The following is a 19,324-nucleotide window of genomic DNA, read 5'->3' on the forward strand; positions in this document are numbered from 1 at the left end:
GTGATGGATTTCGCGTGATTTCAAGCCGAAAAACGACTCCCTAGCTACTCTAGCCGATTTTAGCCACCGCCGGTAGCAATGCGAAGCCGGTCTAAAAATAATCGAACAGAATGTCATTTTTTGTGTAATGGGATTTCCAAAAGGGCCTGGTTGGCTATGCTTGGCATGACTTTTTTTGATAAGCAGACCGCCGGGTTCAGGCGGCGCAGAGACACTCCAGGGCTTGCTGAACGACTCCGCAACCCGCAAGTACATGGACGCCCGGCATGGTTTACCGGCTTCGCAATAACTTTCGCCTTTCCATAATCAGTTTGTTGGGAGCCTGCGCGGTGGTGGGCATCACTCCGTTCGCCGTGTACCGTTTTTGCCAGGGCGCGCTGCTGGCCGGGCTGGTGGACACCTCGATTCTTGCCGGCATCTGCCTCACCGTTGTGTACGCCTGGCGCACCGGAGACACCCAGCGCAGTGGTTTTGTGCTGGCACTGGTGGCCTGCGCAGGCGCGGTGGCGGTGGCGACGCTGATGGGCGAGACCGGCCTGTTCTGGCTGTTCCCCGCACTGATCACCAGCTTTTTCCTGACGTCAGCCAGCGTCGCGGTAGGGATCAACCTGTTGGGCCTCGCCGTATTGATGCTCCACGGTGCGGCGTTCGTGTCGTTGGAACAGATGTGGTCGTTTGCCACCACCGCCGTGGTGGTCAGCTGCTGTGCCTATGTGTTCGCCCTGCGCAACGACAACCAGCGGCAGCGGTTGGAGCAGCTGGCCAGCCTGGACCCGTTGACCGGGGTGAAAAACCGCCGCGCCATGGATCAGGAATTGAAAGCGGCGGTGTCCGCCCGGGCCCGCAACGGCGTCTCCTCTGCTCTGGTGCTGATGGACCTGGATCATTTCAAGCGCATCAACGACGAGTTCGGTCACAGTGCCGGCGATGATGTCCTGGTGGAGTTTGTCGGGCTGTTGCAGGCCAATACTCGCTGTAGCGACCAGTTGTTCCGCTACGGCGGCGAGGAGTTCGTGCTGCTGTTGCCCGGGGTGGACGGCGAAGGGCTGCCGGCGGTGATGGACAACCTGCAGCGCTGCCTGCGGCGGTCACTGAAGAGTCCGGGCGGCCCCGTCACCGTGTCTTATGGCATAGCGCTGTTGCAGGCGCACGACGATGCCAGTCGTTGGCTGGATCGCGCCGACGAAGCGCTGTACCAGGCCAAGGCCGACGGTCGGGACCGTATGGTTTGTGCGCCCGCGACGGCTCAGGCGCTGATGGCAGACTGAGGCTCTGACGGTGGCGACGGCGGGTTGAAGGGGCCCCCCGCCTCCGCTGCCGGTGCAAACAAAAACAGTCGCGTCCCCAGCAGCAAACTGGCGGAGGTCAGGCCGCCGGTCAGCCCGATCCAGAATCCCGCAGCGCCCATGGCGGGTACCAGCCAGTCGGTAAAGGTCAGCGCATACCCCAGCGGCAGCCCCAGGCCCCAGAATGAGAACAGCATGATCATCATGGGTATGCGGGTGTCCTTGTAGCCCCGCAGGGCACTGATGCAGGTGACCTGAATGACATCAGCGATCTGAAACACCGCGGCGTACAGCAGCAGCGACACGGTCACCGCCTGCACCTCGGTATCGCCGGTATAGAGCCGGGCGATGGCGTCGGTGGCGAGAAACAGCAGGCTGGCGAACACCAGGGCGATGGCGCTGGCCAGCAGCAACGAGCTGCGGGAAATCAGCCGGGCGGTGTCCGGGGCACGGGCGCCGATCAGGAAGCTGACCCGCAGGGTCAGCGCCATGCCCAGGCTCAGTGGCAACATGAACAGCAGCGACACCACATTGAGGGCGATCTGGTGCCCCGCCACCACCACCGGTCCCAGTGGGGCCAGAAACAGCGCAATCACCGAGAACAGGCTGGCCTCAACGAAAATGGTGAAGCCAATGGGCACGCCGATGCGCAGGATGTAGCGGATGTTGGTCAGGTCGGGCCGGCTCCAGTCGCCGAGCAGGTGGAAGCGCCGGTAGCGGGGGCTGCGATTCAGGTAGATCAGCAGCGCGATGGCCGCGACCCCGTTGGACAGCGCGGTGGCCCAACCGCACCCCACCCCACCCATGGCGGGTAGGCCCAGCTTGCCGTAGATAAAGATGTAGTTCAGCGGCAGGTTGAGCAGGGTGCTGAGCAGGGAAAACGCCATGATCACCTGGGTGTGCCCCAGGCCGTCGGTCAGCCCCCGCAATGCGGTCATCAGCAACATGGCGGGCACGCCCCAGGCAAAGGCGTCGAGATAGCCCTGGGTGATGCGGGCGGTGGCCGGGTCCAGATTGAGCAGCGCCAGCACCGGATGGACGTGGGTCAGCAGCAGAATCATGATCACCGCGGCACCGACCGCAATGTACAGGCCCTGCCAGGTGGCAGGCATGATGCGGCTGACGGCGCCTTCGCCACGGTAACCGGAAATGATCGGCTGCAGCGCCCCCAGCAGTCCCATGAACAGCAGGAACAGCGGCATCCACAGACTGCTGCCGATGCCCACCGCAGCCAGGTCCTCGGCGCTGGCATGGCCGGCCATCACCGTGTCGATCACGCCATTGGCCATCTGGGCCAGCTGCGCCACCAGAATCGGGCCGCCCAGCAGTGCCAGGGTTTTCCATTCCGCCAGGGTGCGGTGCATCAGCGGCTGCCTGCTCTGGGGAATGGGCTGATGGGTTTCGTCCAAAGGTTGCACGGACCAGGGCTCCAGATAGCACGACTAAGGGTGAAATTGTGAGCCGAAATGATAACCCGTGGCGGCTACCTACGTGCATAAGGGAAGATGCTTGTGGATAATAGCCGGTTTGTCACACTCCGGACATCCATTGGTCACGGGCCTCTGCTGGCACAGGGGAACGGGTGCGCCACCGTCCGGACCGGTTGTCACAAGCGGAAACGATCATGTTGAGCCCCGAAGCCCTGGCGGTACAGACTGCCCTGATTGAGCGCGGACTGGAAACGCCGCTAAACGAGAATGTCCTGAGCCGAGACCAGAAGGTTGAGCGCATTGGCGGCCTGATGGCGGAAGTGGTGGCCACGCTGGGGCTGGACCTGAACGACGACAGCCTGCGGGAAACCCCGCAGCGCATCGCCCGCATGTACGTGGATGAGGTGTTCTCCGGACTGGATTACCGGCACTTCCCCAAGATCTCCCAGATCGACAACAAAATGGGCGTGGATGAGATGGTGCGGGTGCGCGACGTGGCCGTGCTCAGTACCTGCGAGCATCATTTTGTCACCATCGATGGCCTGGCCCGGGTGGCTTATATCCCGGCCGATAAGGTGATCGGACTCTCCAAGATCAATCGTATCGTCCGCTTCTTCGCCCAGCGCCCCCAGGTGCAGGAACGCCTGACTCACCAGATCCTGGTGGCGTTGCAGACACTGCTGGGCACTGACGACGTGGCGGTACAGATTCAGGCCACCCACTACTGCGTGAAGGCCCGCGGGGTGATGGACGTCAGCTCGGAGACCGACACCATGGCCCTGGGCGGGGTTTTCAAGAGCGACCGGGACCGGCGCCGGGAATTCCTGGCGAACTAGTGTCTCGTCTGATCAACGGGGGAAGGCACCATGAAGTTGTTGGTTCTGGTAACGTTATTGTGGGCGTTTTCCTTCAGCCTGATCGGTGAGTTCCTGGCCGGGCGGGTGGACAGCGATTTCGCGGTGCTCAGCCGGGTTGTACTGGGGGCCCTGGTGTTCCTGCCGCTGCTGCGCTGGCGTGGTGTACCTACCGGGCTCCGGTTGGGCACCTTGGCGGTCGGCGCGCTGCAGTTTGGTGTCACTTACCTGTGTCTGTACCGATCGTTCAGTTACCTCAGCGTCCCCGAGGTGCTGTTATTCACCATCTTCACCCCGCTCTATGTCACCCTGATCGACGACGCCTTCTATCGTCGTTTTTCGCCGGTGGCGTTAGTGGCGGCCGCCGTTGCCACCCTCGGCGCCGGCATCATCCGTTTCGACGGTCTGAGCGAGGATTACCTGCTCGGCTTTGGCCTGCTGCAGCTGGCCAATATGACCTTCGCCGCCGGACAGGTGGGCTACAAACACCTGATGCTGCGCTACGCCGGCCAGTTTGCGGCCCGTGCCACCTTCGGTTATTTCTTCCTCGGGGCGCTGCTGATCGCGTTGCCCTCGTTCCTGGTGTTTGGCGACCCCGCCCGGCTGCCGAGCACGGGTCTGCAATGGGGCATCCTGGCCTGGCTCGGGCTGGTGGCCTCGGGGCTGGGACTGTTCCTGTGGAATCGCGGGGCTTGCCTGGTGGATGCCGGCACCTTGGCGGTGATGAACAACGCCTTGGTGCCCGCGGGGCTGGTGGTCAACCTGTTGATCTGGAACCGGGATGCCGACCTGCTCCAGTTGGCCATTGGTGGTGTGGTGATCGCCGGCTCGCTCTGGTTGAATGCCCGTTTTCGCCCGCTCAGCCCTGCGGCGACCTGAGCCTGGGCCGAAATTTTGTGCCTTGGCCTTAAGTATTCGGTCTTGACGCCGACACTATGCTCATGGAATCTCCGAAAGAAGAGAGACTCTCATGATTGCCTGCTCCAGGCTGGAGCGCGTCCTTCTATCGCCCAGGAAAATGGAACATGCGGAAGAACTTACCAGTTACCCAGAACGAAGTGCGAATGCGTGACGATGGCCGGCTGATCACCACCACCGACCTCAAGGGTGTGATCACCTACTGCAACGACGAGTTCGTCGAGATCAGTGGATTCAGCCGTGACGAGCTGATGGGCCAGGCCCACAACATCATCCGTCACCCGGACATGCCGCAGGCGGTGTTCAAGGGCATGTGGGAGACCATCACCGCCGGCAAACCCTGGATGGGCGTGGTCAAGAACCGGGTCAAGAATGGCGATCATTACTGGGTCAGCGCCTACGTCACGCCGATCTGGGAACGGGGCCAGATGATCGGATACGAATCGGTCCGCACCGCGCCCAGTCGGGATCAGGTGCATCGGGCGGAGGGGCTGTACCAACGGTTTGCCCGCGGTGCCCGCGCCACCAGCGCGGTCAGTCGCCTGGTGTCGATCGTCAAATCGGGCTGGCCGTTCCTGCTGTCGTTGGTGCTGAGCCTGGTGGCGCTGGGGTTGGAGCAGCCCGGCTGGGCCGCGGCCCTGGTGGTGGTAGGGCATCTGGCGGGCGCCGGCCTGCTGTTGGGGTCGATCACCGCCCGCCTGCAGCGGCTGATCAATTTGCGCCCGGATGCCTTCCGGGATCCGGTGGTAGCGCGCACTTACTCCGACGAGCAGGGGCTGTTCGCACAACTGGCCCTGGTGCTGGTGAGTGAGCAGGCACGGATCAACACCGCCTTGTCCCGCATTGAGGACCAGGCGGAACAGCTGCGGGAGAAAGCCCGTTACAGCCACCGCCTGATTACCGAAGGCGCCGAGGCCATTGCCCAGCAGCGGGCGGAGACCGATCAGTCCGCGTCGGCCATCCATGAGATGACGGTGTCGATCCAGGAAGTGACCGAAACCGTGACCGGCAACGCCCGGGTGGCGGAAGAGGCCAACCAGCACGCCGCCTCCGGCAGCCAGCTCAGCGCTGAGGCGCTGGCATCCATCGAGCAGTTGGTGGGTCAGGTCGGAGCCATCGGCCAGGCCATCACCCGGTTGGGGGAGTCCACCGAGAGCATCGGTGCGGCCACCCGGTTGATTTCTGACATTGCCGAACAGACCAACCTGTTGGCACTCAACGCCGCCATCGAAGCCGCCCGCGCCGGAGAGCAGGGCCGCGGTTTTGCGGTGGTGGCGGACGAAGTCCGTTCACTGGCGGCCCGAACCCGGGAATCCACGGTGCAAATCCAGGAGGTCATTCAGCAGTTCCAGGACCAGGTGGCCCAGGCGGTGACGGCCACCGGCGAAGGTGAACAGGTGGCGGGCCAGGGGCTGGAGAAAGTGCGAGCCGCCGAGCAGGCGCTGCAGGGTATCGTCGCCTCCATCGCCCGTATCTCCGACAGCTTTATCAGCATGTCGGCGGCGTTCGAGGAGCAGAGCCAGGTGTCCGAAGAGATCAACCAGCAGGTGGTCAACATTGCCGAGCTGGCGGATCACAGCAACGAGAAGGCCGAGTCGGCCAAATCCTTCAGTGACCAGCTCAGCGACATGTCCGCCGGGCTCAAGGATCTGGTGGCGCGGTTCAACGTCCGACAATAAAGCCTCGGCTCCCAGTGCCGGTATTTCGCCGGGACACTAGCATCCTGTGGTCGGTACTGGCAAAATTTCGCTCCAATTGCCGGGCAACGACGCCCACAATTGGAGTCAGTTGCGCGGCAAACCCGAATCTTGGCAATGATTGTTTGCCTTACCACAGGATAATAATATGACTGACTCCACTCTGGCGTCGGGAGCGTCCGCGCAGGCCAAGCGCGGACAGTGGTCCTCCCGACTGGCCTTCATTCTTGCTGCCACCGGCTCCGCTGTGGGCCTGGGCAACGTCTGGAAGTTCCCCTACATCACCGGTGAAAACGGCGGCGGTGCCTTCGTTCTGGTGTACCTGGTGTGTATCGCCATCATCGGCATTCCGATCATGATGGCGGAAGTGCTGATCGGGCGCAGCGGCCGCCACAACCCCATTGCCAGCATGCGTCTGATGGCGGAACGCAATCGTCGCTCGCCCTGGTGGCGGATCTCCGCCTTTATCGGCGTCATCGCGGCCTTCGTGATCCTGTCGTTCTATTCGGTCATTGGCGGCTGGGCCGCCTCCTACGTCGGCCACGCCGCGCTGGGGGATTTCACCGGACAGGATGCGGATACGGTGGGCAAAATCTTCGGTGACCTGCTGGCCAGCCCGTCCAAGCTGTTACTGTGGCACAGCGTGTTCATGGCATTGGTGATCCTGGTGGTGTCCCAGGGCCTCAAGGCCGGTCTCGAGCGGGCGGTGAATATCCTGATGCCAGCGCTGTTCGTGCTGCTGCTGGTGGCGGTGGGGTACGCCACCACCACCGGCCATTTCGGCGAGGCGGTGAGCTTCCTGTTCACCCCCAACTTCGCCGCCCTCACCACCGACGCGGTGCTGATTGCCCTGGGTCACGCCTTTTTCACCCTGAGCCTGGGCATGGCCATCATGATGGCCTACGGTTCCTACCTGGGGCGGGACGTGTCCATCGGCCGTACCGCCGTGACGGTTTCCATCATGGATACCGGCGTGGCGTTGTTGGCGGGGCTGGCCATTTTCCCGGTGGTGTTTGCCAATAACCTCGAGGCGGGAGCGGGCCCCGGCCTGATCTTCCAGACCCTGCCGCTGGCCTTCGGCCAGATGCCGTTGGGCGGCCTGTTCGGCACCCTGTTCTTCATCTTGCTGGTATTCGCTGCCTGGACGTCGGCCATTTCCCTGCTGGAGCCGGTGGTGGAATGGGCGGAAGAGAAGTTGGTGATTGGTCGTGGTGGCAGCGCCATCCTGGTGGGGCTGGCCTGCTGGCTGTTGGGCATAGCCTCCATTCTGTCGCTGAATGAGTGGTCCGATGTTGCCCCGCTGGCGATGTTCGAGCGTTTCGAGGGTAAGACCATCTTCGACCTGCTGGACTACTTCACCGCCAACGTGCTGCTGCCGCTGTCCGGTTTGCTGACGGCGGTTTTTGTGGGCTGGTTCGTGGCCCGGGAAACCCTGGCGCAGGACATGAGCCTCACTCGCGGCGCTTTGTCGCTGTGGCTGTTCCTGTTGCGGTTCGTCACCCCGATCGCGGTGGTGATCGTGTTCGTCTACAACCTGATGGCCTGATAGCGGCCACCCGAGCGGTTCGGGTGGCGCGGGTTGAGCCGTGCCGTTGTGGGCCTAGTTTGCGTCCTCGTCGTCGGTGGCGGCCCGCAGGTCGTCGAGATGAGGCCGCAGCGCCTGCACATCCGCAGCTGGCGCCTGTTGGGCCTGCTCCATGGCCGACATGGCGCCGCCCATCATGGCTTTCATCTGGTCTTTCTGAGCCTGGGTCATGTGGGGGTTGCTGTCGATTTCGGCCATTGCGCGGGCCATGTCCTGATTCATCGTCGCCCCCTGCTGTTCCATCTCGATGGCCATCCAGGCCCGGAAAATACGGTCCCCGGTTTCCCCCCATTGGGCAGGGCTGTCAAAGCCGTGATCCTCGATCACGTCCTTGAACGTCTGAAAGCCAGGATGCCCTTCCATTTTGCGGATGGAACTGGAAATGAGGTGTTCGAAATCCGGCATTTCCTGCTCCTGTGCCGTCTCCAGCTTCAGGTCGGCGAACTCTTCCTCCTTGGCGTTCAACTCCACCAGGCTGGCGATAAAGTTCTGAATCTGGCGGTCGGGCAGGGTTTCGGCAGAGGCTGGGCCAGCCAGCAAGGCGGACCAGATTAGCAATAACAGGCCGGACGCCCTAAATGATTGCATGGTGTACTCTCCGTGGTTTTGAATGCGGACCGGCCTCCAGAGCCGGGTTCCTAAACCATAGAGTGCCCCACGCCGGTGGGCAAGCCGCCGATGTGGACAGTGAGGCGCAGTCCCGCACAACCTCGTCCGGCCGCCAGCCCGAAGCCAGACGACGACCGGGTGTTTGGGACCGACTAGAAGAACAGATCCGGCAGGTAGGTGGCGATCTCCGGGAACACCATGATCAGGCCCAGGCCGATGATCTCGACGATGACGAACGGGATGATCGACACATAGATGTCCTTCATGGTGATGCTGGGCGGCACCACACCCTTGAGGTAGAACAGGTTGAAGCCGAAGGGCGGCGTCATGTAGCCGATCTCCATGTTGATCACGAACAGGATACCGAACCAGATCGGGTCGAAGCCGAGACTTTCCACGATCGGAATGAACACCGGCAGGGTGATCAGCATGATGCCCACCGGATCCAGCACCATCGCCAGCAGGAAGGTGATCAGCATCATGGCGATGATGATGCCCCAGGGGCCGCCGGGGATCATTTCCATCAGGCCCTCGATCAACGCCTGGGCGCCCATACTCTGGTAGGCGGCGCTGAAGGCGTGGGCGGCGAATAAAATCCACATGATCATGCCGGTGAGCTTGAAGGTGCGGATGGCCGCCTCCTGCAGTACCGGCCACTTGAACTGGCCGTACACCGCGGCGGAGATCAACGCTCCGAGCACACCCATGGCGGCCGCTTCGGTGGGTGTGGTGATACCGCCGATGATGGAACCCAGCACCATGATGACCACGCCGATCGGCAGGATCACCGCTCGCAGGGCGCGGAACTTCTCGGCCCAGCTGGCCCGCTCCTCCACTGGCAGCGCCGGCGCCAGTTCCGGTTGCAGGTGGCTGCGCACCAGGATGTAGATGCCGGTCAGCACCATCAGCAGCACCCCCGGCAGGATTCCGGCGGCAAACATCTTGCCCACCGATACGCCAGTGATCAGCGCATAGAGGATCATCAGGATGGACGGCGGAATCAGAATGCCCCAGCCGCCGCCGGTGTTGATGACGCCAAGCGCCATGTTCTTGTCATAACCGCGCTCCAGCATCGACGGCAGGGCGATGGTGCCCATGGCCACCACCGCGGCACCGCTGATGCCCACCATGGCGGCAAACACCGCGCAGATAAACAGCGTGCCGATGGCCAGGCCACCCTTCAGGCCACCGCACCACAGGTGCATCATGCGGTACAGATCCTTGGCGACGCCGGTGCGTTCGAGAATCATCGCCATGAACACGAACAGCGGAATCGCCACCAGCGTGAAGCTGCCCATGGTGCCCCAGATCTGCGACGACACCATATAGAAAGAGTCAAAGCCCCAGGTGAAATAGAGAAACACCACCGACACGCCACCCAGCACGAACGCCAGCGGCAGGCCCAATAACAGGAAGAACAACAGCGAGCCGAAGAACAGCAGGGTCAGGATTTCAATACTCACAACATCTCTCCTTCGGACTCTTCGGCCTCCGGCTGGTAGTAGCTGAAATTAAAGGCCACCGCGATGTCCTGCAGCAGCTTGACCAGGCCCTGCAGGATCAACAGTACCGTGGCCACAGGAATGGCCAGCTTCACCGGCCAGATTGGCGGATTCCAGGCGGAGTACGAGGTTTCCATGCTGTTGATGGATTCCCTTGCCATCTCGACGCCGAAGTAGAGCAGCGCCAGGGTGAAGATGAAAAACATCGACGATGTCAGGATATCCACCAGCGCACGCCCACGGGGCGGCAGGTGGGTGTGTAGCAGATCGACATTGACGTGGGCGCGGTGGGCCAGGATGTAGCCACCGGACATCACGGCATAGAACCCGAACACCAGCTGGGTCAGCTCGTTGGTCCACACCGTGGGCGAATTGAACAAGTAGCGAAAACCTACTTCCAGTAGCAGGAAGAGGAACATCGCGAACACCAACAGGGCAATCCCGCGCCCGATGAAATCATTGAGACGGGTCACCCCTCTCATGAAGGCTGGTAACGCTTTCATGGTGTACTCCGGGCAATCTGGCGGATCGACAAAGGGAAATGCCGGGGAGACGAGTCTCCCCGGCACCTGGACTCGCTATGCCTTTAAAGGTAGCCGAGCTCGGTCAGGTAGGCCTTCAGCTTGGTCAGGGCTTCCTGGGCCAGGTCGCTGCGTTCGCCTTCGGCGTCCCAGCGGGCCTGGGCGGTCTGCACCAGGCGGTCCTGCACTTCCTCGGGCAGGGTGTTGATCTGTACGCCGTCCTCGGCGATGGCGTTGGCCAGGGCGACCCGCTCCTTGTACAGGTACTCGTTGGTGCGGAACCAGAACTGCTCGTCCAGGGTCTGCCTGACGATGTCCTGCATGTCCTCGGGCAGCTTGTCGAGGGCTCGCTGGCTGACGATGATGACGTCGGTGCCGGCGATGTTCAGTGCCGGCTGAACGTGGTACTTGGCCACTTCATACAGGCCCATGCTGGCGGCACCCTGGGCCGCGCCCCAGTGGGCGCCGTCGACAATGCCGGAGTCCAGCGCGGAGTAGAGTTCACCGCCGGGAATGTAGGAGGCGGCGGCGCCAGCCTCGGTGAGGAAGCTTTGTAGCGCACCGGAGGAACGGATCTTCAGGCTGTTGAAGTCCGCCAGAGTGTTGATGGGTTTGCTGACCACCATTTCGGTGGGGTACACCTTGTCGGTGGCCCAGTAGACGCCGTGCTGGGCGGCTTCGTCCCGCAGCATCTGCTCGAAGCCCAGGCCCTGGTGGAAGTAGGCGGCTTCCCAGACGTTGCGGAAGGCAAACGGCAGCCCGGAGGCGATGCCGGCCAGAGTCATTTTGTCCTGGGCATAGGAGGGCGAGATGGTGCCCATCTGCAGTATGCCGCGGCTGACCGCATTGAAGGTGTCCTTGGGTTTGAACAGGGCGCCGGACTCATGGAGCTGCAGCTCCAGGCGACCCTCGGTACGTTCTTCCAGCAACCGCTTGAGGCGCACCAGGCTGTCTTCATAGGAGCTGCTGGCACCGGGCCAGTGGGACTGAACCTTCCAGGTAAAGATTTCCTCGGCGCTGGCCGGGGCTGCGGTGATGGCGGCGCCAATCCCCAGGGTGAGAGCGGAGGCGTAAACCGTGAGTTTTTGACGGAGTGTGCTAAAGGCGTTCATTGCTGGACCTCGATGACTCGTGTCTTGTTTTGTTTGGTTATTAAGTTTCGCACTGCAAAACTAGTAATTGCAGAACGAAAGCTGTAGCCTGAATCTAACACATGGGACCGGTTTTGCAATAGGCCTAATGGATAAACGGTCACCCCCTGGCCGGGCCTGGTGTCCATTTCCACAAACTGAGGATAGGCAATGATTCGCAACGTAACGGGCGAGGGCTATGTACAGCTGGTGATCGACCGGCCGGAGAAGAAAAATGCTCTTACGCGGGCCATGTACCAGGCCCTGATCGACGGCATCCGCGCGGCGGCCGCCGATGCGCAGGTTCACGCCATCGTGATCAGCGGGCGCGGCGACGTGTTCACGGCCGGCAACGACCTGGACGATTTCCGGGCCCGCGCCAGCGATCCACAGCCCCAGCCCTCCGCCGGGCTGGCGTTCATCGAGGCGCTGATGGACTGTGATGTACCGGTGATCGCCGCCGTTGAGGGTTTGGCCATCGGTATCGGCACCACCTTGCTGTTGCACTGCGATGCGGTAATTGCCGGGGACTCGGCGTGCTTCAAGACCGCCTTCGTGGACTTGGGCTTGGTGCCGGAAGCCGCCTCCACGGTCACCATGCCGTTGCACCTGGGCGCGCGCCCGGCGGCGGATTTGTTGTTGTTCGGGGATACCCTCGATGCGACGCAGGCCGCCCGTTGTGGCCTGGTCAGCCGGGTGGTGGCGGCTGGCGAGGCGAGGGCCGAGGCGCTGGCCCTGGCCGGCCGCCTGGCGGGTAAACCGCGGGCGGCCTTGCTGGCGAGCAAGCGCCTGCTGAAGGCGCCCTGGCAACCGCTGGCGCGAGAGGCGCTGGCGCGGGAGCGGGAGGTGTTCGCCGCGCGCCTGCGCTCCGAGGATTGCCGTCGGGCCCTGGCCCGGCTGGCCCGGTAACCGGGCCAGGGCCGTCGGATCAGGCCCAGTACGGCGCCCGCAGTTCCTTCTTCAGCACCTTGCCAATGGTGGAGCGTGGCAAGTCATCCCGCAGTTCCACCGCGGCCAGGCGCTGGGTCTTGCCCAGGCGTTCGTTGGCCCAGGCCAGCAGCTCGCTGTCCCGGGTCTGAGCATCGGCGCGGCGGACCACCAGGCCCAGCGGCGTCTCCCCCCATTGCTCGCTGGGGACGCCGATCACCGCCGCATCGGCCACCGCCGGGTGGGTCAGCAGTACCTGCTCCAGATCCGCCGCGTAGATGTTGAAGCCGCCGGAAATGATCATGTCCTTGCGGCGATCAAGGATATACAGGAAGCCGTCCTCATCCAGCCGCCCCATATCGCCGCTGCGGAAGAAGGTATCCCCCTCCGGGCTGGTCCACAGCATGTCCTGGGTCTGTGTGGGACGGTGATAGTAGCCCCGCATCATCGCCCCGGCCCGTCCCACGATCTCGCCAATCTCGCCGCGGGGCAGTTCCCGCCCTGCCTCATCGAGAATGCGCACCTGTGAACCCTCGGTGGGGGTGCCCACCGAATCCCACTTGTCCGGGTGGGCGGCGCAGTCGAGGCTGGTGGAAATGCCGCCTTCGGTGAGGCCGTAGACTTCCCGCAGGTTGCCGGGCCAGCGCTGCATCACCTGCTCGATCACCTCACCGCGCAGCGGTGCGCTGGTGCAGAGCTTGAGCCGGAAGCTGGACAGGTCGAACTCGTCAAAGTCCGGCACCGCCAGGATGCGCTGGAACTGCACCGGCACCAGCATGGCGTGGCTGACCCGGAAACGCTGGGCCAGTTGCAGGAATTCCCGGGCGTCGAACTTCGCCATCAGCACCAGGGTGCCGCCGTGGAACAGGGTGGGCAAGACCGACACCAGGGTGGTGTTGGAGTACAACGGTGTCGACACCAGGTTGATGGCGTCGCCATTGAGACCGTAGCTGCCCATGCGGCGGATTTGCCGGGAACGGAAGCGGTAGTCGTGCAGGATACCCTTGGGGGTGCCGGTGGTGCCCGAGCTGTAGATGAGGTTGAACGGCGAATCCAGGGTCACCGGCGTCTGCTCGCCATGGTCGCCGACCCCGGCCAGCCAGTCGTCGAGATTGCACTCGCTGGTTGCCGGCCGGTAATCCAGGCCGATGCAGTGCTCGGTGGGCACCCGCGCGAGCTGGCCCTGCACCTCCTGCAGCAGGCTGTCGTTGCGCCGGGAGACAAACAGCCAGCGGCTGTCGCAGTCGTTGATCATCAGTGCCAGGGTCTCACCGTTGGCCATGCCGGACAGCGGCACCATGCAGCCGCCGGCGATGAGGGTGCCCAGATACAGCGCGACATAGTCGGCACTGTTTTCCGACAGGCCGGCGACCGTGTCGCCCGCTTCCAGTCCCGCGCCTCGCAACCGGTTGGCAATGCGATTGGCCTGGCGCACCAGCTCGGCCCAGGACCAGCTGGCGTCGCCGCAGATCAGCGCGGGCTTGTCCGGCTGGCTGCAGGCGTAGGCCTGGATCTGCTGGCCAATGGGGGTCAGGGTCTCGCCGCTAAGGGCGGGGGCGTAATTAATGAGTGTCTCTGATAATGGTTTCATTCTGTCGATTCCTGTTTGTTGATTTTATCTAGCGAAATAGACTTTCGTTTATCTTGACCCAATCCGCTAATCCATGACAAATTAATTTTTCTTTCCGAAATTGGCGCGTGTGATTCGCGTTAGCAACGACAACCTGAGGAGGCGCTGCAATGAAACGGTTTGAGGGTCGGGTCGCCATCGTGACAGGCGCCGGTAGTGGGATTGGCCAGGCAACGTCGGTACGGTTGGCCCAGGAAGGGGCCAGGGTGGTGCTGGTGGACCGCTCCGAAGCGGGGCTGGTGGGCACCGAGAGCCTGATGCCGGAGGGTACCGCCACGGTGCGCCGGGTCATGGATGTGGCGGATGAAGCCGCGGCGGCGAGCCTGGTGGCGGAGGTGGTCGAGACCTTTGGTCAGATTGACGTGCTGTGCAACAACGCCGGCATTGCCGGCTCGCACCCACCGGTCACCGAACAGCAGGTCGATGAGTGGCGGCGGATTCTCGACGTCAACCTGATCGGCACCCTGCTGTTCACCAAACATGTGGCACCGCACATGCAGGGCCGTCAGCGCGGGGCCATCGTCAATACCGCCTCGGTGGCGGGCATTCGTTCCGGCGCCGGCGGCAACGCTTACAGCGCCTCCAAGGCGGCGGTCATCAATCTGACGCAGACCGCTGCCTGCGACCTTGGCGGCGACAATGTGCGGGTCAATGCGGTCTGTCCCGGCCTGGTGGAAACCGGCATGACCGAGAAAATCTTCGATTACGCCCGGGCCCAGGAAAAAGCCCACAAGCTGGGTTCCCGCTGTGAGCTGCGCCGCTATGGGGTGCCGGAAGAAATCGCCGCCGCCATTCTGTTTCTCGCCAGCGATGACGCCAGCTACATCACCGGCCAGGCGCTGCCGGTGGATGGCGGTAACACCGCGTCGCTGAATCTGCCGGGGATGAAAGTGTGATGATGACGCTCGACGACCCCAAGATGAAGCCGGCGCCCAGTGAGCTGGGCGGCTTTCACAGCGCCCTTGGCTACCGCCAGGTGTCCTGGGAGGATGGCTGCGCGGTGATCGATCTGTCGCTGCACGCGGATCACCTCAACCTGGCCGGGGTGGTGCATGGCGGCGTGTTGTCCGCGTTGCTCGACATCGCCATGGCCCAGGCCGGCACCTACTGCCCCTATCCCAACCGCATTCGCAAGGCCATCACCCTGTCCATGACCATCACCTTCACCGGCCAGTGTTCCGGCGGGGTGATCCGGGTCACCGGCCGCAAGCGGGCCGGTGGACGGCGTATCTACAACTGCACCGGCGAGGTCCATGACGCCGCTGGCAACCTGCTGGCCATCAGCGAAGGCACTTTTCGCACCCGGACCGGCAGTGACCAACCCGAAGGCGTGCCCGTTTGAGGCACCGCAAGCAACCATCAGAGGCATTCACCATGTATGAACTTTCCGAGCGTGCGATCAGGCTGCGGGAGCAACTGATCGACTTCATGGATCAGTACATTTACCCCAACGAACACCTGCACCACCAGCAACTGGAGCAGGCCGACAATCGCTGGGCGCCGTTGCCCATCGTGGAAGCGCTGAAGGCCAAGGCCAAGGCGGCCGGCTTGTGGAACCTGTTCCTGCCCGAGAGCGAGTACGGCGCGGGTTTGACTAACGTCGAGTACGCCCACCTGTGCGAGATCATGGGACGCTCTCACATGGCGCCGGAAGTGTTCAACTGCTCCGCGCCGGACACCGGCAACATGGAGACCATCGCCCGCTTTGGCAATAAAGAGCAGCAGAAGCAGTGGCTGGAACCGCTGCTGGCGGGGGAGATCCGCTCCTGCTTCTCGATGACCGAGCCGGACGTGGCCTCTTCCGATGCCACCAACATCGCCTGTGAGATCCGTCGCGAGGGCGATGAGTACGTCATCAATGGCCGCAAGTGGTGGTCCTCCGGTGCCATGACCACCACCTGCAAGATCGCCATCGTCATGGGCAAGACCGATCCCAGCGCCGAGAAACACAAGCAGCAGTCGATGATCCTGGTGCCGCTGGATACCCCGGGGGTCACCATGATCCGCCCCCTCACCGTGTTCGGCTACGACCACGCCCCCCACGGCCATGCCGAAATTCACTACGACAACGTGCGGGTGCCGGTCAGCAACATCCTGCTGGGCGAGGGTCGCGGCTTCGAGATTGCCCAGGGCCGCCTGGGTCCGGGCCGCATCCACCACTGCATGCGCACCATCGGCGTCGCCGAACGGGCGCTGGAGGCCATGTGCCAGCGCGCCAATGCCCGCGAAGCCTTCGGCCAGCCGCTGTCCAGGTTTGACTCCATCCGCAAGGACATCGCCCGCAGCCGTATCGAGATCGAACAGGCGCGACTGCTGACCCTGAAGGCGGCCCACATGATGGACACCGTCGGCAACAAGGTGGCCCGCCAGGAGATCGCTATGATCAAGGTCATCGCCCCGAGCATGGCGCTCAAGGTGATCGATCGCGCCATCCAGGTCCATGGCGGTGCCGGCGTCAGCCAGGACAGCTTCCTCGCAGAGGCCTGGGCCAAGGTCCGCACCCTGCGGCTGGCGGACGGTCCCGATGAGGTCCATCTGGACTCGGTGGCCAAACTCGAACTGCGCCAGTACCGCGACCAATAAACGGAGGCCAACCGAATGAACCCGTTATTCGATATGACCGGCAAGGTGGCACTGATCACCGGTTCCACCAAGGGTATTGGTCGTTCCATTGCCGAGGAAATGGCCCGTTGTGGTGCCCGCGTGGTGATCTCCAGCCGCAAGGCCGAGGCCTGCGAAGCGGTGGCGGCGGAGCTGGCGGAACAGGGTTTCGAGGCCATTGCGGTGCCTTGCCACGTCGGCCGCAAGGACGACCTGCAGCAGCTGGTGGCCAAGACCCTGGCCACCTGGGGCCGCATCGACGTGCTGGTGTGCAATGCCGCCACCAACCCGGTGTACGGCCCCACCAGCGAGATGACCGACGACGCCTGGGACAAGATCATGGACACCAACGTCAAGGGTACCTTCTGGCTCACCAATATGGTGCTGCCGCAGATGGCCGAGCGTGGCGACGGCGCCGTGGTGTTGCTGTCCAGCATTGCCGGCATTCGCGGCAACACCACCATCGGCACCTATGGCGTGTCGAAGGCGGCGGAAGCGGCGTTGGCGCGCAACCTGGCGGTGGAGTGGGGGCCCAAAGGCATCCGCATCAACGCCATTGCCCCGGGGTTGATCAAGACCGACTTTGCCAAGGCGCTGTGGGAAGATCCGGTCCGGGTCAAGCGCGCCGAGGAAAAGACGCCACTGCGACGCATCGGCGAACCGGTGGATATCGCCGGTCTGGCGGTATTCCTGTCCACCCCGGCCAGTGCCTACGTCACCGGTCAGGTGATCGTCGCCGATGGCGGCGAGACCATTTGCTGAGGTGACTATGGGTATTGCACCACAACTGGTGGACGTGCTCGACGCCCACCGGTTCGACGAAGACGCGCTGCTGGCGTGGCTGCAACAGGCGCTGCCGGGGTTCGGCAGCGAACTGTCGCTCCGCCAGTTCCAGGGCGGCCAGTCCAACCCCACCTATCTGGTGACGGCGGCCAGTGGTCGTTACGTGTTGCGCAAGAAACCGCCGGGCAAGGTGCTGCCGTCCGCCCATATGGTGGAGCGGGAGTACCGGGTGATCCGGGCGCTGGCGGAGCACAGCGAAGTGCCGGTGCCGAAGGCCCACGTGCTGTGCGAGGACAGCGCGGTGATCGGTACGCCCTTCTACCTGATGGATTTCCTGCCCGGGCGCATTGTCAGCCATCCGGCGTTACGGGCGCTGGACCGGGGCGAGCGGCTGCCGGCCCACCATGCCGCCGTCGATACCCTGGCGTCGCTGCATTCGGTGGATGTCAACGCCATCGGTCTGGGCGACTTTGGCCGCCCCGAGGGCTACGTCGCCCGCCAGGTGGCGCGCTGGAGCAAGCAGTACCTGGCCTCCAAGACCGATGAGCTGCCCGCCATGGACAAGCTCATGGCCTGGCTGCCGGACCATCTGCCGGCCACCGATGAGTGCGCCATCGCCCATGGCGACTACCGTTTCGGCAACCTGATGTTGGCACCGGAGCAAACCAAGGTGGTGGCCGTTCTCGACTGGGAGCTGTCCACCCTGGGCCATCCGCTGGCGGACCTGGCCTACTATTGCCTGCCCTATCATCTGCCGTCCGACCTCGACGGTATGCGCGGCCTGCTGGGGGAAGATCTGGAGGCCCTCGGCATCGCCGATGAGCAGGAAACCATCGCCCGCTACTGCCGTCAGACCGGACGGGGCGGGCTCGACGATTGGCACGTGTTCCTGGCGTTTTCCCTGTTCCGCCTGGCCGCCATCGTCCAGGGCGTCTATGCCCGGGCCCTGCAGGGCAACGCCAGCAACGCCGACGCCCTGGAGGTGGGCAAGCGTGCCAGCCTGCTGGCGGAGGCCGGCTGGCGGATCGCCCAGCGCGGGCCGGGAGGTGTGCTGTGACCACACCGATGGTGCGCCGGATTCTGATTACCAATGACGATGGCATCGATGCCCCGGGGCTGGCGATCCTGGAGCGGATAGCCGGCCGTCTGGCCGAGGAAGTCTGGGTGGTGGCGCCGGAACACGACCGCAGCGGTGCCGGCCAGAGCATCTCCATCCACAGTCCATTGCGGATGTACCCCAAGGGCGAGCGCCGCTATGCCCTGTCCGGCACCCCGGCGGACTGCGTGCTGTTTGCCGAGGCCCAATGGTTTGCCGACACCCCGCCGGATCTGGTGCTGTCCGGGGTCAACTACGGCGCCAACATCAGTGACTCGGTGCCGTATTCCGGCACGGTGGGGGCGGTGTTGACCGCCCAGCGCCTGGGCATACCCGCCATTGCGCTGAGTCAGGCCTATTTCGGCGGCGCAGCGATCGACTGGTCGGCGGTGGAGCAGCACGGCGAGGCGGTGATTCGTCGGTTGTGGCAGCTGCGGCAGAGCGGGTGCTGGAACGTCAATTTCCCCGCCTGCCGGGCCGAGCAGATTCGCGAGGCCCGCTGGTGCCGTCAGTCCCGTGGCTCGATCCAGAAAACCCGGTTGGTGGCGGGCGAAGACGCTCGCAGCCTGCCGTACTGGTGGCTGGGCTTTGAACGCAGTTCCCGCCACATCGTGGCAGCGGACGCCGATGCCACCGTGTTGCGTGAACAGGCCATCGCCATTACGCCGCTGACCGCTGCGCAATCTCTGCCTGACGGTGGGAACCGCTGGCTGCTGAGCGAGTCTTGACGATCACACGCCAGGACAAAATCGAAC

At 63.6% G+C, this 19,324-nt stretch carries 18 protein-coding genes; 12 read left to right on the forward strand and 6 right to left on the reverse strand.

The window, feature by feature from the left end; translation table 11 throughout:
* Positions 1–266 precede the first annotated feature (266 nt).
* Complete coding sequence (locus N6L25_RS01210; RefSeq protein ID WP_271977206.1) at positions 267–1,268, forward strand: GGDEF domain-containing protein; 1,002 nt, start codon at positions 267–269, stop codon at positions 1,266–1,268.
* On the opposite strand, the gene N6L25_RS01215 is transcribed toward N6L25_RS01210, so the two are convergent.
* Complete coding sequence (locus tag N6L25_RS01215) at positions 1,247–2,695, reverse strand: MATE family efflux transporter (protein WP_271977414.1); 1,449 nt, start codon at positions 2,693–2,695, stop codon at positions 1,247–1,249. The two genes, N6L25_RS01210 and N6L25_RS01215, sit on opposite strands and share 22 nt — an antisense overlap.
* Before the next feature lie 215 nt (positions 2,696–2,910).
* Here N6L25_RS01215 and folE point away from each other — a divergent pair, with 215 nt between their 5' ends.
* The 4 genes from folE (at position 2,911) to N6L25_RS01235 (ending at position 7,731) form a co-directional block, all read left to right on the forward strand.
* Positions 2,911–3,552, forward strand: coding sequence for a GTP cyclohydrolase I FolE (folE, locus tag N6L25_RS01220; RefSeq protein WP_271977207.1), 642 nt, complete (start codon positions 2,911–2,913; stop codon positions 3,550–3,552).
* 30 nt (positions 3,553–3,582) lie between these two features.
* On the forward strand, positions 3,583–4,449 hold the full coding sequence (locus tag N6L25_RS01225; RefSeq protein WP_271977208.1) for an EamA family transporter: 867 nt from the start codon (positions 3,583–3,585) through the stop codon (positions 4,447–4,449).
* Positions 4,450–4,595: 146 nt separating this feature from the next.
* Positions 4,596–6,167 carry a methyl-accepting chemotaxis protein gene (locus N6L25_RS01230; protein ID WP_271977209.1) on the forward strand — a complete coding sequence of 524 codons (1,572 nt, stop codon included), beginning with the start codon at positions 4,596–4,598 and terminating at the stop codon, positions 6,165–6,167.
* Positions 6,168–6,333: 166 nt separating this feature from the next.
* Positions 6,334–7,731: a sodium-dependent transporter gene (locus N6L25_RS01235; RefSeq protein WP_271977210.1), complete on the forward strand. Its 1,398-nt coding sequence runs from the start codon at positions 6,334–6,336 to the stop codon at positions 7,729–7,731.
* Between the two features lie 54 nt (positions 7,732–7,785).
* Here N6L25_RS01235 and N6L25_RS01240 read toward each other — a convergent pair whose 3' ends face one another.
* From N6L25_RS01240 to dctP, 4 genes are all read right to left on the reverse strand, one after another.
* On the reverse strand, positions 7,786–8,358 hold the full coding sequence (locus N6L25_RS01240) for a hypothetical protein (protein ID WP_271977211.1): 573 nt from the start codon (positions 8,356–8,358) through the stop codon (positions 7,786–7,788).
* Between the two features lie 173 nt (positions 8,359–8,531).
* Positions 8,532–9,842, reverse strand: coding sequence for a TRAP transporter large permease (locus tag N6L25_RS01245; protein WP_271977212.1), 1,311 nt, complete (start codon positions 9,840–9,842; stop codon positions 8,532–8,534).
* Complete coding sequence (locus N6L25_RS01250; protein ID WP_271977213.1) at positions 9,839–10,384, reverse strand: TRAP transporter small permease subunit; 546 nt, start codon at positions 10,382–10,384, stop codon at positions 9,839–9,841. The genes N6L25_RS01245 and N6L25_RS01250 overlap by 4 nt, the downstream gene beginning before the upstream one ends.
* 83 nt (positions 10,385–10,467) lie before the next feature.
* Entirely contained in the window at positions 10,468–11,514 is a 1,047-nt protein-coding gene (dctP, locus tag N6L25_RS01255) for a TRAP transporter substrate-binding protein DctP (protein WP_271977214.1), read from the reverse strand.
* Between the two features lie 189 nt (positions 11,515–11,703).
* On the opposite strand from dctP, the gene N6L25_RS01260 reads away from it, so the two are divergent.
* Positions 11,704–12,441, forward strand: a complete 738-nt coding sequence (locus N6L25_RS01260; protein ID WP_271977215.1) for an enoyl-CoA hydratase-related protein — start codon at positions 11,704–11,706, stop codon at positions 12,439–12,441.
* A gap of 19 nt (positions 12,442–12,460) precedes the next feature.
* Here the strand turns inward: N6L25_RS01260 and N6L25_RS01265 are convergent, their stop codons facing one another.
* The gene (locus N6L25_RS01265) at positions 12,461–14,050 is read right to left on the reverse strand and encodes a class I adenylate-forming enzyme family protein (protein WP_271977216.1); all 1,590 of its coding nucleotides are present in this window, start codon (positions 14,048–14,050) and stop codon (positions 12,461–12,463) included.
* Between the two features lie 149 nt (positions 14,051–14,199).
* On the opposite strand from N6L25_RS01265, the gene N6L25_RS01270 reads away from it, so the two are divergent.
* The 6 genes from N6L25_RS01270 to surE are packed head-to-tail and all read left to right on the forward strand — an operon-like array spanning position 14,200 to position 19,297.
* Positions 14,200–14,985: an SDR family NAD(P)-dependent oxidoreductase gene (locus N6L25_RS01270; protein ID WP_271977217.1), complete on the forward strand. Its 786-nt coding sequence runs from the start codon at positions 14,200–14,202 to the stop codon at positions 14,983–14,985.
* 2 nt (positions 14,986–14,987) lie between these two features.
* On the forward strand, positions 14,988–15,431 hold the full coding sequence (locus N6L25_RS01275) for a PaaI family thioesterase (protein ID WP_271977415.1): 444 nt from the start codon (positions 14,988–14,990) through the stop codon (positions 15,429–15,431).
* 32 nt (positions 15,432–15,463) lie between these two features.
* Positions 15,464–16,672 carry an acyl-CoA dehydrogenase family protein gene (locus N6L25_RS01280; RefSeq protein WP_271977218.1) on the forward strand — a complete coding sequence of 403 codons (1,209 nt, stop codon included), beginning with the start codon at positions 15,464–15,466 and terminating at the stop codon, positions 16,670–16,672.
* A gap of 15 nt (positions 16,673–16,687) precedes the next feature.
* A complete protein-coding gene (locus N6L25_RS01285) occupies positions 16,688–17,452 on the forward strand; it encodes an SDR family NAD(P)-dependent oxidoreductase (RefSeq protein ID WP_271977219.1) in 765 nt (254 codons plus the stop codon).
* Positions 17,453–17,459: 7 nt separating this feature from the next.
* Positions 17,460–18,530: a phosphotransferase gene (locus N6L25_RS01290; protein WP_271977220.1), complete on the forward strand. Its 1,071-nt coding sequence runs from the start codon at positions 17,460–17,462 to the stop codon at positions 18,528–18,530.
* Positions 18,527–19,297, forward strand: a complete 771-nt coding sequence (surE, locus tag N6L25_RS01295; RefSeq protein WP_271977221.1) for a 5'/3'-nucleotidase SurE — start codon at positions 18,527–18,529, stop codon at positions 19,295–19,297. Before N6L25_RS01290 ends, surE begins: the two co-directional genes overlap by 4 nt.
* Positions 19,298–19,324: the final 27 nt, after the last annotated feature.

The sequence above is a fragment of the Marinobacter sp. SS21 genome (assembly GCF_028369065.1).
Classification (GTDB): domain Bacteria; phylum Pseudomonadota; class Gammaproteobacteria; order Pseudomonadales; family Oleiphilaceae; genus Marinobacter.

Coding starts and splice junctions, on each gene's coding strand:
- N6L25_RS01275 (WP_271977415.1), top strand. CDS start 14,988: ATGACGCTCGACGACCCCAAGATGAAGCCGGCGCCCAGTGAGCTGGGC.
- N6L25_RS01265 (WP_271977216.1), bottom strand. CDS start 14,050: ATGAAACCATTATCAGAGACACTCATTAATTACGCCCCCGCCCTTAGC.
- N6L25_RS01250 (WP_271977213.1), bottom strand. CDS start 10,384: ATGAAAGCGTTACCAGCCTTCATGAGAGGGGTGACCCGTCTCAATGAT.
- N6L25_RS01240 (WP_271977211.1), bottom strand. CDS start 8,358: ATGCAATCATTTAGGGCGTCCGGCCTGTTATTGCTAATCTGGTCCGCC.
- N6L25_RS01260 (WP_271977215.1), top strand. CDS start 11,704: ATGATTCGCAACGTAACGGGCGAGGGCTATGTACAGCTGGTGATCGAC.
- N6L25_RS01280 (WP_271977218.1), top strand. CDS start 15,464: ATGTATGAACTTTCCGAGCGTGCGATCAGGCTGCGGGAGCAACTGATC.
- dctP (WP_271977214.1), bottom strand. CDS start 11,514: ATGAACGCCTTTAGCACACTCCGTCAAAAACTCACGGTTTACGCCTCC.
- N6L25_RS01270 (WP_271977217.1), top strand. CDS start 14,200: ATGAAACGGTTTGAGGGTCGGGTCGCCATCGTGACAGGCGCCGGTAGT.
- N6L25_RS01235 (WP_271977210.1), top strand. CDS start 6,334: ATGACTGACTCCACTCTGGCGTCGGGAGCGTCCGCGCAGGCCAAGCGC.
- N6L25_RS01225 (WP_271977208.1), top strand. CDS start 3,583: ATGAAGTTGTTGGTTCTGGTAACGTTATTGTGGGCGTTTTCCTTCAGC.
- N6L25_RS01285 (WP_271977219.1), top strand. CDS start 16,688: ATGAACCCGTTATTCGATATGACCGGCAAGGTGGCACTGATCACCGGT.
- N6L25_RS01210 (WP_271977206.1), top strand. CDS start 267: ATGGTTTACCGGCTTCGCAATAACTTTCGCCTTTCCATAATCAGTTTG.
- folE (WP_271977207.1), top strand. CDS start 2,911: ATGTTGAGCCCCGAAGCCCTGGCGGTACAGACTGCCCTGATTGAGCGC.
- N6L25_RS01230 (WP_271977209.1), top strand. CDS start 4,596: ATGCGGAAGAACTTACCAGTTACCCAGAACGAAGTGCGAATGCGTGAC.
- N6L25_RS01290 (WP_271977220.1), top strand. CDS start 17,460: ATGGGTATTGCACCACAACTGGTGGACGTGCTCGACGCCCACCGGTTC.